The sequence below is a fragment of the Propionivibrio sp. genome (assembly GCF_017995515.1).
In the GTDB taxonomy this organism is placed as follows: domain Bacteria; phylum Pseudomonadota; class Gammaproteobacteria; order Burkholderiales; family Rhodocyclaceae; genus Propionivibrio.
Window position 1 is genome coordinate 16614 of sequence record NZ_JAGOIT010000038.1, and the last position, 15450, is coordinate 32063.

Below are 15450 nucleotides of genomic sequence, written 5' to 3' on the forward strand. Positions count from 1 at the left end.
TGGCACCGGGCATCCCCCTGACTCACGCCCGGAATGCGCCGCATCGACTGGAATTGACTGCCTGATGACCTCATCAATATTCTCCGCCGTAGAGATGGCTCCGCGTGACCCGATCATCGGACTTAACGAACTCTTCAACGCCGACACCCGTTCGATCAAGGTTAATTTGGGTGTTGGCGTCTATTTCGACGACAACGGAAAAATCCCGCTGCTCGATGCAGTCAAAGTCGCGGAAAAAGCACGTCTCGAAGCGATGCCGCCACGCGGTTACCAGCCCATCGATGGGACGCCGGCGTACAACCAGTCCGTGCAAAAACTGATCTTCGGCGCCGATTCGCAACTGTTGGCCGAAGGTCGCGTCGTCACGGCGCAAGCGCTGGGCGGTACCGGCGCGCTCAAGATCGGCGCCGATTACCTCAAGCAATTGATGCCGAACGCCACGGTGTATATCAGCGATCCGAGCTGGGAAAACCATCGCGCACTGTTCGAGGCCGCCGGCTTCCCGGTCGACATCTACCCGTACTACGACGCCGCGACGCGCGGGGTCAACTTCGACGGAATGAAGTCCAAGCTGAATACGCTGCCGGCCGGATCGATCGTCGTCCTTCACGCCTGCTGCCACAACCCGACCGGCGCCGACATGAGCGAAGCGCAATGGGTTGAAACCATCGCCATCCTGCGCGAACGCGGCCTGATCGCCTTCATCGACATGGCCTACCAGGGCTTCGCCGACGGCATCGCCGAAGACGCGCTGGCGCTCAACCTGTTCGCCGCTTCCGGTCTGCAGTTCCTCATTTCGAGCTCGTTCTCGAAGTCGTTCTCGCTCTACGGCGAGCGCGTCGGCGCCCTGTCGATCGTCACCGCCTCCAAGGACGAGTCGGCACGCGTGCTGTCGCAGGTCAAGCGCGTCATCCGGACCAACTACTCGAACCCGCCGACGCACGGCGGTGCGGTCGTTGCCTCAGTCCTCTCCAGCCCGGAACTCCGGAAAATGTGGGAAGACGAACTCGCCGCCATGCGTGTGCGCATCCGGACGATGCGCAGCAGCCTCGTCGAAAAACTGAAGGCACGCGGTACGAGCAAGGACTTCTCCTTCGTCACGGCGCAGCGCGGGATGTTCTCGTATACGGGACTTTCGGCCGAGCAGGTCGCTCGTCTACAAAGCGAGTTCGGAATCTACGCCGTCAGCACCGGCCGCATCTGCCTGGCCGCACTCAACACCAAGAACATCGACTACGTTGCCGACTCGATCGTGACTGTTCTCTGATCTTGCGTTAGCTGAAGAAGAGGCCGTTCAGTCTGACTGAGCGGCCTCTTTGTTTTCAGTCACGAATTCAGTTGTTCCCAGCCCTGACCTCGGGAACCATCAGCGTACCGCCGAGCGACACGGGAACGCGCATCTGATTTGCCGTACCGCGCATTTGAAGCTCCATCCTGCCCTTGAGCTTCAAATCCTTGCTCACCTCCGCACTACCCGATGACTGCATCAAGCCCGAATTGATACTGATGCCCGAAACCTGGTAACCAGAATCCGTTACCTTGATCTTTCCAGACAACTGCTCGAACTGCGTCGCTCCACCTTGGACAGGACCACGCGACACCCGGCGCACCGCCTCAGGCAGATCGATGCCACGCATGCTGCCTCGATCCAGCGAAAATGCGCCATCCGCATCCATGGTCGAGAAAATCGTCGCCCAATTCTCCGAAATAGCCGAGAAGCGCAGATTTCCCGACGCGCTGCCGGACAGCAACTGACCAACACCGAGCGCTTCGCCAAGACGTGCCGCGTCAATCCGCTCGTAGGCCACCTCACCCGTAAGTGTGCGGACCTTGTCCCCGCGGAGTACGGCCACGCCTTTGACGACGCCGTCAAAGACTCGCAACTCCATGTCGCTGAGCGTAAGCGCACCGCCTTCAACTACACCCTTGAGGTTCGCCGAGTTAACAACCAGGCGCGACGCCTCCGACGGGCGCCATGCGAGCGCATCGAGCTTTACCTCGAGCCCGGCACCGACCGGTTTTGCTTCCAGTTTGGTGCCACGATCAGCCGAGTTCAGTTGTACCCCCTGGAACAAGCCCTTGGCATCACGCTGCACTTCACCTTCCAAGCCTTCGAGAACAAGTCCGGCGAAGGACAATTCCGTCTTCTCCAGGCGAATGTTCTCCAGGCCGAATCTTGACGCGGGCAATGCAAGCGAAGCAAACAACCTTGGCAGCTCAGCAACCAACTCGGCAGGCAAGGAAACGCCGCTGAGTACGACCTGGCGGAAAAGGATCTTCGGTTCGAACAAGCTTCCAACCTCAGGCAACAGATGCGCTTCGCCGATATTCAGAGCGTTTTCATCCTTGCCGATTTTGACATGGGCGAGCGTAAGACCCGGTTTGGGGTAAACCTCGCCGCGAATTTCGCCCACCGTGACCGGCTGTCCCGTGGCCTGTTCGATTGCCGCCTCAACGTCAGTACGGAAGAGGTTGTAGGGGAAGAACATCACAAGCAGCACGGCGAGCACTATCAGGAACAGGAACGCAATCGTCGCAACGGCGCTCCAGGTCAGCGAATCACGTCGCCCTCCGCGGCGAATCGGCTTGATGGAGACTTTCGCAGACTCGATCACTTCCCCGCCGGAGAAAAGCCTCCTGATACGCGCGGCCAACTTCACCAATCCACCGCCCGCCTTCTCCGACGCCAAGTCGGATTTCTTCGGCTTGGCAGGTTTTTCCACAACCGGCGGTATGGCCGGTTTCTCGGTATTCGCGAAAGGCATGGGCGGGAATGGAAACGCCGAGGTACTGAACGCCGAGTCCGCGGGCAAGCTGAAGCCCGCATCAACGCCTGGTGCGGCCGTCGCTCCCTTGTCCTGCGAGACGACCTGCATCGCCTTGTTCAGCGCGGCGCTACGGATCTCTTGTGCAACCTTCTTGCTCTCGGACCAGAGTGAATCCTGTTCCGCCTGTGGCGCGATGAAGCCGCCGGCTTCGAGTTCGGCCAGCGCGCTCTCCGTCAGCGCCTGATTACCGATTTTCAATACCAGGTCCGATACCGTCGACTTGCCGTCAACCAGGATAAGAACCATACGCAGATTCCTCTGCATCACACGGGTTCTCTGGTGCATTGCCTCCTCACCCGAGGCGGTTTTCAGATAGATCAGATTGGAATCCATTAGCTGGCAAATTGAAGGCAGATTGTTGACGAAGGTGTCGTGAGTGACTAGAATGCGCGCTTCGTTGTTCCTCGATAGCTCAGTCGGTAGAGCGCCGGACTGTTAATCCGTAGGTCCCTGGTTCGAGCCCAGGTCGGGGAGCCAAGAAATTCAAGGGATTGTGAGAAATCACAATCCCTTTTTCTTTTTCTGTTGCCGGACTGCTCGCAGAAACACATGGTCTAGCCCTCTCGCCGCCTACCCGGCCTGCTTCGGCCTACGAACGGCAGAATACACCAGCGTTAGCCATTCTTCATAGCGCCGTTTTTTGGCTTGCTCTCGAACACTTCCCACGGCAAGATGCTCGGCTTTTCGGGCCTCCGGACGACTCGAGGCCGGACTAAAAGCAGAAGAACTCAAAACACAACGGAGGCTCAATGAACACATCCAAACGCGACGGCTTTACCAGCACATTTGGCGTGCTGGTCGCTACCCTCGGTTCGGCCGTCGGACTGGGCAACATCTGGAAATTTCCTTCGCTCACCGGAACCAACGGCGGCGCAGGTTTCCTGCTCGTTTACCTGCTCGCCACTCTGATGGTCGGCCTACCGCTGATGATGGTCGAGACGATGCTCGGCCGTACCGCCCGGGCCAACGCGATCACCACGTTTGAACGCCTGGCTCCACGACAGCCTTGGTGGAAAGCCATCGGCTGGATGGGTTTCGTTGCCGCGCTGCTGATCATGGCTTTTTATTCGGAAGTCGCCGGCTGGGTGTACGCCTACATCTTCAAAGCGATGAGCGGCGAAATCCTGACCAGTGATCCCAAGGTCGCCGGCGGCATCTTCGGCGCGCTGGTTTCGAATCCTGTTTCGTCGCTGATCTGGCAATGGGTGGTCCTCGGCGTCACCGGCAGCATCATCATGCTCGGCGTTTCAAAAGGCATCGAAGCCGTTACGCGAAAATTGATGCCGCTGCTTTTCATCCTGCTGCTCGTCCTTTGTGTGCGCAGCCTGACCCTCGAAGGCGCATCGCAGGGACTGACCTTCCTGTTCAGCCCGGACTTCTCGAAGATCACGCCGGCAGTCATCCTGACCGCGCTCGGCCTCGCCTTCTTCAAGCTCTCGCTCGGCATGGGAACGATGCTGACCTACGGCAGCTATTTCCGCGAGAACCAGAACATTCCAGCGACGACGACGCGCGTCATGCTGGCCGACCTCTCGATTTCCCTGCTTGCCGGCGTCGCCATCTTCCCGGCGGTCTTTGCCTTCGGCTTTGAGCCGGCCGCCGGCCCGTCGCTGGTGTTCATGACCATCCCGGCGGTATTCACCTCCATACCGGGCGGCATCGTCTTCATGACGATCTTCTTCATTCTCACGGCGATCGCCAGTGTTGGCGCGATTCTCTCGCTGCTCGAAGTACCGGTGGCCATCCTGTCGGAACGCTTTGGCATGGGCCGCAAAATCGCTTCGATCTGCACGATCCTGGCGATTGCGCTGATCGGTGCGCCCGCCGCGCTATCGCAAGGTGTGCTGGCGGAGACGAAGCTGTTCGGCATGAATCCGTTCGACCTCTTCGATTTCCTCAGTTCCAACGTGCTTCTGCCCGTGGGCGGCATCCTGATTTGCCTCTTTGTAGGCTGGGTCTATGGGCTGCCGGAGCTGGAGAAGCGCCTGAGCAACGAGGGAGCGCTGAACAACCGCGGCCTGATCCGCGCGGTTTTCTTCCTTGTCCGCTTCATTGCCCCGCTATCGATCGCTATCGTCCTGCTGCACGGGCTGAAGGTCTTCTGACTTAGACAAACACCTGTTGCGGAAACCCATCCGCAACCGGCATCGAACCAAGCTAGCGGCGGCAGTTTTTGCCGGATACCGAAGCCGTCCGGGCAAACCCGAACCGGACTTGCCGCTCGAACTGGCCGATCAAGGCCTTATCTGCCTGGCGCGTTAATTGCGTAACGACGTTCACCTCGAATGTCCATGCAGGAGCCGCCATGTCACCCTTTTCCGCGCTTGGAATCGCCAGCAGCCTGTTTGATCTGCTGCAATCGTTCACCAGCAAGACCTCGTCCTCGGTGACCGACCTCGCCGACGGCACCGATTTCTCGACCTCGCTGAAAGTCCGACTGGCCGAACTGCAGGCGAACTCCATCACTACGATCACGAGCGGGGCAGCGAGCACATCATCGACATCATCGCCCTTCGACTTCCTGATCGGGCGCGACAATGCGACGCCGGCAGCGGGCATTCCGGGCCTGTCGGCAACGGGACGCAATCTCTCGCTGTTCGACCCCGAATCCGCCTTCACGATGATGAGCCGGATCAATTCGCTCGACGTGACCTGCAAGGCGCAGTTCTCCGAACTGAGCGAAATGAAGGCAGCGGTATCGGAGATGAAAGAGGCCGGCCAGACGCTGGGCGACGCGGTCGATTCGACCAGCGAAAACGCGGCAATCACAAGCCAGCTTCAAACCTTCGTCAGCAAGTACAACGAATGGGCTGCCGAGTTCGAGGCGACGGTCAAGGGCGACGGCGTGCTGGCCGGAACGCAGGCGGCGGATATTTCCCTCTACGAATTGCGCCAGAGCATCGAGAACCGCTTCAACGGCGCGCTCGACGGCTTTCGCGGACTTGCCGACCTCGGTCTGACCATCGACCCGACGACCCGCCTCGCTGCGCTCGATACGAGCAAACTTGACTCCGCACTGGCCACGAACAAGGCCGGTGCCGTCAATACGATCGACGAGTTCAGCGCGAATTTTGCCAAATCTGCCGGGCTGCTCACTTCGGCCAGCAACTTCATTCCGAATCGTTTGGCCAATCTGGATCGCGTGATCGACTACATCAGCGAAAACAAGACGTCGCTGCAAGCCGAGTTTGGCCTCGGTGATCCGGCCAAGACGTCGGACAAGGTCGCCAAGGCGCTGGCCGCATACAACGCCACCTACAGCACCTGAATGACCGCTCGGCGTTCCGCAAGTTCGGCCATCAACACAGGCTGTGTCGAGATAGCAACGCAATCGAAGACATAACGGCAGCGCCGCCTACAACCTTTCAGGCGGCGTATAATCTGCGCACGGCACAGGAAGCGTCCTGACGATCCGGGAAATCCGGACGCCTTGCGGGCAGTTCAAGCAGTGCATGGCTGCGTCTGCGTAACTCGCCCCACCGAGCAAGCCATCCCGCAAAGCTTCCGACGGACATGTCCGCCCGCACAGCCTTGGGTGGTTTCAGGAATCTTTTCGGAGCCCTACGATGCGTATAGGAACAGACGAGAGTTTTCTTGAAAGCCGCACCTTCGACGAAATCAACATTGGTGATTCGTCGTCGCTCACGCGCACCCTGCATCAGGAAGACATCCAGCTGTTTGCGGTGATGTCCGGCGACATCAACCCGACGATGGTCGACCCCGAGTACGCGCACAGCGGCTTCTTCCGCGAAGTCATCGCGCACGGCATGTGGAGCGCATCGCTGATCTCGACCGTACTCGGCACGCAATTCCCCGGCCCTGGAACCATCCTGATCGACCAGTCGGTGCGCTTCGTCCGCCCGGTCACGCTCGGCGACACGATCACGATCACGACGACCGTCAAGCAGAAATTCCCGCACAACCGGCACGTGCTCTTCGATTGCGTGTGCACCAACCAGGAAGGACTCGAAGTCGTCGTCGGCACCGCGGAGATTTCGCCGCCGCGCGAGAAGATCCGTACCCGGCGCATCGCCTTGCCCGGCGTCACCATCTCCGACAAATTCGCGCGCCTGCAGGCGCTCGTCTCGCGCGCCAAGGGCCTGCCGCCGATCGACATGGCGGTCGTCCATCCGTGCGACGAGGAATCGCTCAAGGGCGCCTTGATGGCGGCCGAGGCCGGACTGATCGATCCGATCCTGATCGGCGTCGAGAGCAAGATCCGCTCGATCGCCGACCAGGCCGCGCTCGACCTCAAACAGCACCGCATCGTCAACGTACGGCACAGCCACGAAGCGGCGGTCATGGCCGTCACCCTCGTGCGCAACGGCGACGCCGAAGCGATCATGAAAGGCAGCCTGCATACCGACGAACTGCTCGCCGAGGTCGTCTCGCGCGCGTCGGGCCTGCGCACTTCGCGCCGCGTCAGCCACGTCTTCCTGATGGACGTGCCGGGCTACCCGCACCCGGTGATGATCACCGACGCCGTGGTCAACATCTCGCCGACGCTCGAAGACAAGGCGCACATCATCCAGAACGCGATCGACCTCGCGCACATCATCGGCATCCCGCAACCGAAGGTCGCCATTCTTTCCGCCATCGAGACCATCAACCCCAAGATCCAGTCCACGCTCGACGCCGCGGCGCTGTGCAAGATGGCCGACCGCGGCCAGATCACCGGGGGCCTGCTCGACGGCCCGCTTGCCTTTGACAACGCCGTCTCGCTGATGGCCGCGAAAACCAAGGGCATCACCTCGAACGTCGCCGGTCGTGCCGACATCCTCGTCACGCCTGACCTCGTATCCGGCAACATGCTAGCCAAGCAACTGGAGTACATGGCCAACGCGCTCGCTGCTGCCATCGTCATCGGCGCCAAGGTGCCGATTGTTCTAACCAGCCGTGCGGACACCGCTGAAACGCGCATGGCGTCGTGCGTCATCGCCTCTCTCGTGGCGCACCATAACCGTGGAAAAGTACAGGAATCCTGATGCAACAGTCCATCCTCACCATCAACGCCGGCTCGTCGTCGGTCAAATTCGCACTCTTTGAACTCGCTGAACACATCAATGAAAAAGCGGCCATTTCCGGCCAGATCGACGGCATCGGCACGGCGCACGTGCGCCTCGTCGCCAAGGACAATACCGGCACGCGCATCGTCGACCAGGCGCTGCCCGCCGGCGCCGACCACGCGACCTCGTTCGACCAGTTGCTGCACTGGTTCTCAAGCAGCGCCAAGGGCGGCAAGATCGTCGCCGTCGGCCACCGCGTCGTGCATGGCGGCGACCGCTACTCGCATCCGGTCGTGCTCAGCGCCGCCGACCTCGAACAGCTTGCCCAGTACAGCCGCCTCGCGCCGCTGCACCAGCCGCACAACCTGAACGGCATCTACGCGATCGAGAAAGTGCTCGCCGACGTACCGCAAATCGCCTGTTTCGACACCGCCTTCCACCGCACGCAGTCCGAAATCGCGCAAATGTACGGTCTGCCGCGCAAATACAGCGAAGAAGGCGCGAAGCGCTACGGCTTTCACGGCATTTCCTACGAATACATCGCCAGTGTCCTGCCGCAGCACTGCAAGAAAGCCGACGGCCGCGTCATCGTCTGCCATCTCGGCAATGGCGCCAGCATGACGGCGATGGTCGGCCGCAAGTGCGTCGCCACCACACTCGGCTTCTCGACCCTCGACGGCCTGATCATGGGCACGCGCTGCGGCCCGATCGATCCGGGCCTGATCCTGCACATCATGGAAAGCAAGGGCTTCGGCGTGAAGGAAATGACCCACCTGCTCTACAAGGAATCCGGTCTGCTCGGCGTCTCCGGCATCTCGCAGGACATGCGCACGCTGGTCGCCAGCGACAAGCCGGAAGCCAAGGAAGCGATCGAGCTCTTCTGCTACCGCATCGTGCGCGAACTCGGCTCGCTCGCGGCAGCGGCCGGCGGCCTGGATGCGGTGGTCTTCACTGGCGGCATCGGCGAACACAACCCGGGTCTGCGCTCCAACATCTGCAAGCAGGCCAGCTGGCAGGGAATTACCCTCGACGAGGCCGCGAACAAGAGCGGCGAACACCGCATCAGCGCCGCCGACAGCGCAGTCGACGTCTTCGTCATCCCGACCAACGAGGAATGGATGATCGCCCGCCACACACAGGCGCTGCTCGGTCTGTAGTTCGTCACCCGAACCGGCCGGTCCGGGATTCCGATCCCGGACCGGTTTTTTCGTTTACGCGGTTCGTAAGCACAAGGGCGGCCCAAGTTTTTTCGCCTGAAATTGTCCACCCAAAACTCGCAGGGCAGTTGATTTAACAGCCTTTTTCCGAATCAACCCCACACAGACATAGCAACTACCTATAGTCAATACGTTGCTATACACCACTATATGTAGTAGCTTTACGTCCGGTTCGCCATACAGCCACGGCGCAAATATCACCTTTGTCATAGTGCGGACTCACGAGCGGAACGAACGCGAGCAACACGCGCGACGTTTAACCCGCACTTTGCTGAAATATAAGAATCTGAGAGGACCCGATGAGTCAGAACGCCCAACAACTCTCCCTGACCGCAATCGCCGAACTGCCCGCGATCGCCCCCCTGCCCGAGCAGGAAATCTCGACCGAAGTGCTCGTCGAGAAGTACGCCAAGGGCGCCGAAACCAACGTGCACGACGTGCGCCGCCGCGTCGCCAAGGCACTTGCCGCCAACGAGGACGAAAAGACGCGCGCGAAGTGGGAAGAGCGTTTCCTGTGGGCGCAGGAAAACGGCTTCGTCCCGGCCGGGCGCATCAACTCCGCCGCCGGCACGCCGCTCGCCGCGACGCTGATCAACTGCTTCGTGCAGCCGGTCGGCGACTCCATCGTCGAGCTCGTCGACGGCCGTCCCGGCATCTACAGCGCGCTGGCCGAAGCCGCCGAGACGATGCGCCGCGGTGGCGGCGTCGGCTACGACTTCTCGTCGATCCGACCGCAGGGCGCGCAGGTCAAGGGCACGCAGTCGCGTGCGTCCGGCCCCGTCTCCTACATGCGCGTGTTTGACCGCTCGTGCGAAACGGTCGAATCGGCCGGCGCCCGCCGTGGCGCGCAGATGGGCGTGCTGCGCTGCGACCACCCGGATATCGAAGTCTTCATCCACGCCAAGGACCAGGGCGACCTGACCAACTTCAACATCTCGATCGGCGTCACCGATCCGTTCATGGAAGCCGTCGAAGCCGATGGCGACGTTGAGCTCGTGCACCGCGCCGAGCCGAACAACGACATGAAGGCCGGCGGCTCCTATCAGCGTGACGACGGCCAGTGGGTCTACCGCAAGGTGCGCGCGCGCGACCTGTGGGATCAGGTGATGAAGTCCACCTACGATCACGCAGAACCGGGCATCCTCTTCCTTGATCGCATGAACAAGGACAACAACCTCTACTACTGCGAGCTGATCGAGGCGACCAACCCCTGCGCCGAACAGCCGCTGCCGCCCTACGGCTGCTGCTGCCTCGGTTCGATCAACCTCACCCTGTTCGTCAAGCACCCGTTCACCAACCAGGCCGAGTTCGACTTCGAAGCGTTCAGCGAAGTCATCAAGGTCTCGACGCGCATGCTCGACAACGTGCTCGACGTCACCGCCTGGCCGCTCGAACGCCAGAAAGAGGAAGCCTCCAACAAGCGCCGTGTCGGCCTCGGCTTCACCGGCCTCGGCGACGCGCTGTGCATGCTGCGTCTGCGCTACGACCGCCCGGAAGCCACCGCCATGGGCGCGCGCATTTCCGAGCACCTGCGCAACACCGCCTACCTCGCCTCGGTCGAACTGGCCAAGGAACGCGGCGCCTTCCCACTGTTCAACGCCGAGCTGTACCTCTCCGGCGGCAACTTCGCCTCGCGCCTGCCGGCCGACGTCAAGGCGGAAATCCGCAAGCATGGCCTGCGCAACTCGCACCTGCTCTCGATCGCGCCGACCGGCACGATTTCGCTCGCCTTCGCCGACAATGCCTCGAACGGCATCGAACCGCCCTTCTCCTGGACCTACAACCGCAAGAAGCGCATGGTCGACGGCACACTCAAGGAATACGCCGTCGAGGACTACGCATGGCGCCTGTACAAGCACCTGGGCGGCGACGTCGAAAAGCTGCCCGAGTATTTCGTCACGGCGCTGGAAATTTCGGCCGAAGCACACAAGAACATGGTCGCCGCCGTCGCACCCTACGTCGACACCTCGATCTCGAAGACGGTCAACGTCCCGGCCGACTATCCCTACAGTGACTTCCAGGATCTCTACATGAGCGCCTGGAAATCGGGTCTCAAGGGCCTGGCCACCTACCGCCCCAACAGCGTGCTCGGCTCGGTGCTGTCGGTCGAAACCACCAAGAAGGTCGAAGAGAAGAAGCAGCCGCAGGACTTCGTCAACGGCGACGCCAACCGCCGCCTCTCGATCAAGAACCTGCCGGCGCCGGTGCTCTCCAGCCTGCGCTGGCCCGGCCGTCCGAACCTGCCGGAAGGCAACATGGCCTGGACCTACATGATCGACCACGAGCACGGCAAGTTCGCACTCTTCGTCGGCCACATCGAACAGGAAGGCCGTTCCTGGCCGTTTGAAGCCTGGGTCAACGGCCCGGCCCAACCGCGCGGACTCGGTGCCGTCGCCAAGACGCTGTCGATGGACATGCGTGCCAACGACCACGCCTGGCTCGCGCTCAAGCTCGAGTCGCTGGCCAAGACGCCCGACGGCGACGGCTTCGAGATGCCCTACCCACCGCACGGCGAACGGAAGCGCATGCCGTCCGTCGTCTCCGCGATGGCCAAGCTCATCCAGTACCGCGTCGACCAGCTCGGCTTCTTTCAGAACGAAGGCCCGACACCGGTGCTCGACGCCCTGTTCAGCCTCAAGGAACCAAAGACCGGCACCGACGGCACGCTGTCCTGGACGGTCGACGTCTATAACCCGGCGACCGAAGAAGACTTCGTCCTCGGCCTCAAGGAGATCACCCTGCCCGACGGCGTCACCCGCCCCTACTCGGTCTGGCTCTCCGGCAACTACCCGCGCGCCCTCGACGGTCTGACCAAGCTGCTCTCGCTCGACATGCGCGTGCTTGACCCGGCCTGGATCGGCATGAAGCTTCGGAAGCTGCTCGACTACCCGGAACCGCTCGGCGATTTCATGGCCTTCGTCCCCGGCTCGCGCAAGCAGCAGACCTATCCGTCCACGGTGGCCTACATCGCCAACCTGATCATCCACCGCTACGCCATGCTCGGCATCCTCGACGAGAACGGCTACCCGCTCCAGCAGATGGGCATCCTCGAAGCGCCGGGCGCCGGCAGCACGGCACCGAAGCCCACCGCCGGCAAGCTGTGCGGCGAATGCGGCAACTACACGATGATCCGCAAGGACGGCTGCGACTTCTGCACGGCCTGCGGCGCGGTGGGAAGCTGCGGCTGATCGACTGAACCGCTAGACAAAGCCCACTGTGTGTGGGCAAGGAATTCGCCAGCGAAGCGCGGAAGATCCATTACCAGGAAGCACCGACACGAACGATTCGCGGCCAGGCGACGTCGGTCGAATTCGACACCAAGGCGTCGAAGTGGTGCAGTTGCCTGTTCTCAACAAAGACGAGCTGAATTAAGGTTCGCCGCCCACTGCACCGCGAAGGCCTTGGTCATCCATTGGATATCTGATGAGAACCCCGCCCGGTGACAAGCAGCCTGGCGACTTGCCGCGCTGTACCGACTGCATCCACTACTACATCACGCACGAAGCGCGCTTGCCGTACGGATGCCACCGGTTGGGATTCAAATCAGCGCAGTCACCGACCCGAGTCGTCTTCCAGGCCTCCGGCCAGCCGTGCCTGAATTTCGTCCCGAAACCTCGTCGATCCGATACTTCGCGCGGATAGGCGCTGAAAGCCATACACTTCGACGACCTCGCCGCTGACTCAAGCGCTTTCGATGAGAATTCGGGGCCACGCCGACTTCGCATTGCTCATATCGAGCTACAGCCCGACGACCCTGCCCTCTGGCAAACCTTTAACACCCAAGCCATTCCAAGCGAGGACCTCACCATCCGCTTCGCTCAGGCGTTGCACCTCAATCCCGATACGCGCGCTGGTTGAACAGAGCACATTGAAATCCTCACCGCCGAAACACGGGCATGTTGGTTGTAGCGCCGGCGTTTCGATGACGAGGCCGAGTTCTCCGTCGGGCAAGTAGCGGACGATGCGGCCGGCGGCCCACTGGGCGTTCCAGACGCCGCCTTCGGCGTCGACGCACGAGCCGTCGGGCTCCCAGGCGACCGGGCCGGGGTCGCTGAAGGTTCGGATGTTGGCGACCTTGCCCGCCATCGCGTCGTAGTCGCAGATGCGGATCACCTTGTCGGTCGAATCGGTGAAGTACATGAGCCCGCCGTCCGGGCTGAAGCAGATGCTGTTGGGGATGGCGGGTGCCGGGAGGTCGAGGCGGCGCAGGCCGTCGGCGGCGCCGAACCACCAGAAAGCGCCGCGCGGCCCTTTGCCGCCCTCCGACATCGTGCCGAAGACGAGGTGGCCGTGGCGGTCGCAGCGGCCGTCGTTCAGGCGCATTCCCGATGCGACGTGGGGGACCGTGACCAGTCGGGTGCGTGTAGCGGTTGTCGCGTCGAAGAGTTCCAGGCCGCTGGCGAGGCCGAGGACGACTCGATCGGGGTTCTCGGTCAATGCGACGTGGCCGAGCGCTTCGGGAAACTGCCAGCGATCAGGCATCTGCCCCCCCTCCTCGCCGCGATAGAGCACGCCAGCCGGGACGTCGACCCACCAGAAGCGGTGCGAGCGGTCGTCCCAGATGAGGCTTTCGCCGAGGGTGCATAAAGGGGCTTGCCAGAGGGTCGCTTCAGTGCTGGTCGACTGGGTGGTCATTGTTGTGTCCTTGGCGTATCGGCGCGATGCTCACACGGAGTGCCTGTTCATGGTTCGACAGGCTCACCACGAACGGTGGATCGCTTGGACGTCACGTCATTGCAATTCTCGATAGTGACTCTTCAGCCGCGCGGCAGATAATCCACCACGCAAACGCTATCCAGATTACCTTCCAGGTGATTTTTGACGAACGCAACATGCGCCGGGTGCGGCAGGTAGCGGTCGCGGTCCTGTTCGTTGGCGAAGGTCACGAGGAAGCAGTGCGTGAGGCCGTTGTTGAGGTTTTCCGGGCTGTTGTTGCGGCCCCATTCGAAGTCGATGACGAACGTCAATTCCTTGCACAGGTCACGAAACGCCGTTTCGATTGCCTGTACCCTCGCCTCCGGCGTCGCGTCCTTGAATTTGAAAAGTACGACGTGCCTGCATACTTGTGCCACTTTTGCCATGACGAATCCCCCTGGTGAAATGCCGATCGGTTTTCGGCCGACTGTCCTGCGGCCGAAAACCGTGCCGCGTTACGAATCGTAGCCCATCTGCCTGCGCCCGAGCGGTGTCAGATCCGACGGCAGGAAGCGGCCGACGAAATCGACCTCGTAGTCTTCGGCGACGAAGTCCGGCGACGAGCGGCCGCTCTCGAACGCATCGCGCTGCTTGCGCAGGAAGACGCGGTTCTTCTCGCAGTCGGGCGCGGCGCCGATGTACATCACGTTGCTGTAGCCGGTGCCGTTGTGCTTGTCCTCGACGGAGTGGATCACGTCCGGATGCCACCACACGGTGTCGCCCGGCTCGACGCGCGGGATCGTGCAATTGGCGCGCATCAGCAGCGCGTGGTGTTCGGCGGAAATCACCATTGCGCGACCGGCGCGGGCGCCGCACAGGTCGTCCTCGGCGACGTCGTCCTGCAGCGCGCGCAGCAGCATCCAGGCCATCGCGTTAGCAACCGGCACCACGTTCAGCGTGCCGTCGCCCGGCCCTTGCGCGGTCAGCGCCGTCCACGCCTGGAAGGTGCGGAACATGCTGCACACCGCCGGCGAAGGGATCTCCTGCGTTTCGGTGCGGTGCGCTGCACTGAAGGGATTGTACGAGGCGAGATCGCCGCCGAAGACGGCGCCGTAAACATTGACGTAGCCGGGGTCGATCCAGCGCTCGATCGATCCGCCGTCGACGTGTGGCGAGAGGCCGAGCGAGGCATCACCCGGCTCGCGCTGGCGGACGCGGTCAGCGTAAGTGCATTCCTGGTCGGGGTTGAACACCGGCTGGCCGTCCTGGTTGATGCTCCACAGCCGGTTCAGCCAGCGGCGCGCCTTGGCCAGCTCATCCGACTGGCGCGCTTCCATCTGCGGTTTCGACCAATACAGGCCGTAGATCTGCGGACGCGAGCTGGACAGCGTGCTGAAGTACTTGTCGAGCCCGCGCTTGGCCTGCTGTTTCTCGAGGTAGTGGTTGTCGGTGATGTACGAAGCCAGCTGGTCGTTCCAGCGGGCGATGCGTTCCTTGTCGAACACGCCGCGCACGACCACGATACCGCGCTGCTTGATGCGTGCGGCAGTCGCGGTGCTCAGCGATTCGAGTTCGTCGAAGCGGACGTCGGGAATCGGCAAGATGCCCTGCGCGCGCTCATTCTCGATCGCGGCGACCTGCGCTTCGATGTCGCGCGTCAACGCGGCAAAGCGTTCCTTGAGGTCGGGCATGCGCGCACGCAAGCTGCGCTTGGCCGCGATGATCTGCTCACGGTAGGGGAAGTTCGGGTCGTCCTGTTGCATA

At 61.9% G+C, this 15450-nt stretch carries 11 protein-coding genes and 1 tRNA gene; 8 read left to right on the plus strand and 4 right to left on the minus strand.

The window, feature by feature from the left end:
• Positions 1 to 64 precede the first annotated feature (64 nt).
• Positions 65 to 1267: an amino acid aminotransferase gene (locus tag KBA32_RS08220; RefSeq protein ID WP_294357354.1), complete on the plus strand. Its 1203-nt coding sequence runs from the start codon at positions 65 to 67 to the stop codon at positions 1265 to 1267.
• 67 nt (positions 1268 to 1334) lie between these two features.
• Here KBA32_RS08220 and KBA32_RS08225 read toward each other — a convergent pair whose 3' ends face one another.
• Complete coding sequence (locus tag KBA32_RS08225) at positions 1335 to 3074, minus strand: AsmA-like C-terminal region-containing protein (protein WP_294357357.1); 1740 nt, start codon at positions 3072 to 3074, stop codon at positions 1335 to 1337.
• 155 nt (positions 3075 to 3229) lie between these two features.
• On the opposite strand from KBA32_RS08225, the gene KBA32_RS08230 reads away from it, so the two are divergent.
• The 7 genes from KBA32_RS08230 (at position 3230) to KBA32_RS17095 (ending at position 12418) form a co-directional block, all read left to right on the plus strand.
• A tRNA-Asn gene (locus tag KBA32_RS08230) sits at positions 3230 to 3305 on the plus strand.
• Between the two features lie 272 nt (positions 3306 to 3577).
• Positions 3578 to 4933 carry a sodium-dependent transporter gene (locus tag KBA32_RS08235; protein ID WP_294357360.1) on the plus strand — a complete coding sequence of 452 codons (1356 nt, stop codon included), beginning with the start codon at positions 3578 to 3580 and terminating at the stop codon, positions 4931 to 4933.
• 200 nt (positions 4934 to 5133) lie between these two features.
• The gene (fliD, locus tag KBA32_RS08240) at positions 5134 to 6096 is read left to right on the plus strand and encodes a flagellar filament capping protein FliD (protein ID WP_294357363.1); all 963 of its coding nucleotides are present in this window, start codon (positions 5134 to 5136) and stop codon (positions 6094 to 6096) included.
• A gap of 298 nt (positions 6097 to 6394) precedes the next feature.
• Positions 6395 to 7813, plus strand: a complete 1419-nt coding sequence (locus tag KBA32_RS08245) for a bifunctional enoyl-CoA hydratase/phosphate acetyltransferase (protein WP_294357366.1) — start codon at positions 6395 to 6397, stop codon at positions 7811 to 7813.
• On the plus strand, positions 7813 to 8991 hold the full coding sequence (locus tag KBA32_RS08250; protein ID WP_294357368.1) for an acetate/propionate family kinase: 1179 nt from the start codon (positions 7813 to 7815) through the stop codon (positions 8989 to 8991). The genes KBA32_RS08245 and KBA32_RS08250 overlap by 1 nt, the downstream gene beginning before the upstream one ends.
• A gap of 359 nt (positions 8992 to 9350) precedes the next feature.
• Positions 9351 to 12239: an adenosylcobalamin-dependent ribonucleoside-diphosphate reductase gene (locus KBA32_RS08255; protein ID WP_294357370.1), complete on the plus strand. Its 2889-nt coding sequence runs from the start codon at positions 9351 to 9353 to the stop codon at positions 12237 to 12239.
• A gap of 32 nt (positions 12240 to 12271) precedes the next feature.
• The gene (locus KBA32_RS17095) at positions 12272 to 12418 is read left to right on the plus strand and encodes a DUF1178 family protein (RefSeq protein ID WP_367113762.1); all 147 of its coding nucleotides are present in this window, start codon (positions 12272 to 12274) and stop codon (positions 12416 to 12418) included.
• A gap of 371 nt (positions 12419 to 12789) precedes the next feature.
• Here the strand turns inward: KBA32_RS17095 and KBA32_RS08260 are convergent, their stop codons facing one another.
• The 3 genes from KBA32_RS08260 to KBA32_RS08270 all read right to left on the minus strand — a co-directional run.
• Positions 12790 to 13686, minus strand: a complete 897-nt coding sequence (locus tag KBA32_RS08260; RefSeq protein ID WP_294357374.1) for an SMP-30/gluconolactonase/LRE family protein — start codon at positions 13684 to 13686, stop codon at positions 12790 to 12792.
• Between the two features lie 122 nt (positions 13687 to 13808).
• A complete protein-coding gene (locus KBA32_RS08265) occupies positions 13809 to 14132 on the minus strand; it encodes a Dabb family protein (RefSeq protein WP_294357376.1) in 324 nt (107 codons plus the stop codon).
• A gap of 69 nt (positions 14133 to 14201) precedes the next feature.
• Positions 14202 to 15450: YbiU family protein (locus KBA32_RS08270; RefSeq protein ID WP_294357378.1), on the minus strand; the 1249-nt coding region annotated here is incomplete at its 5' end.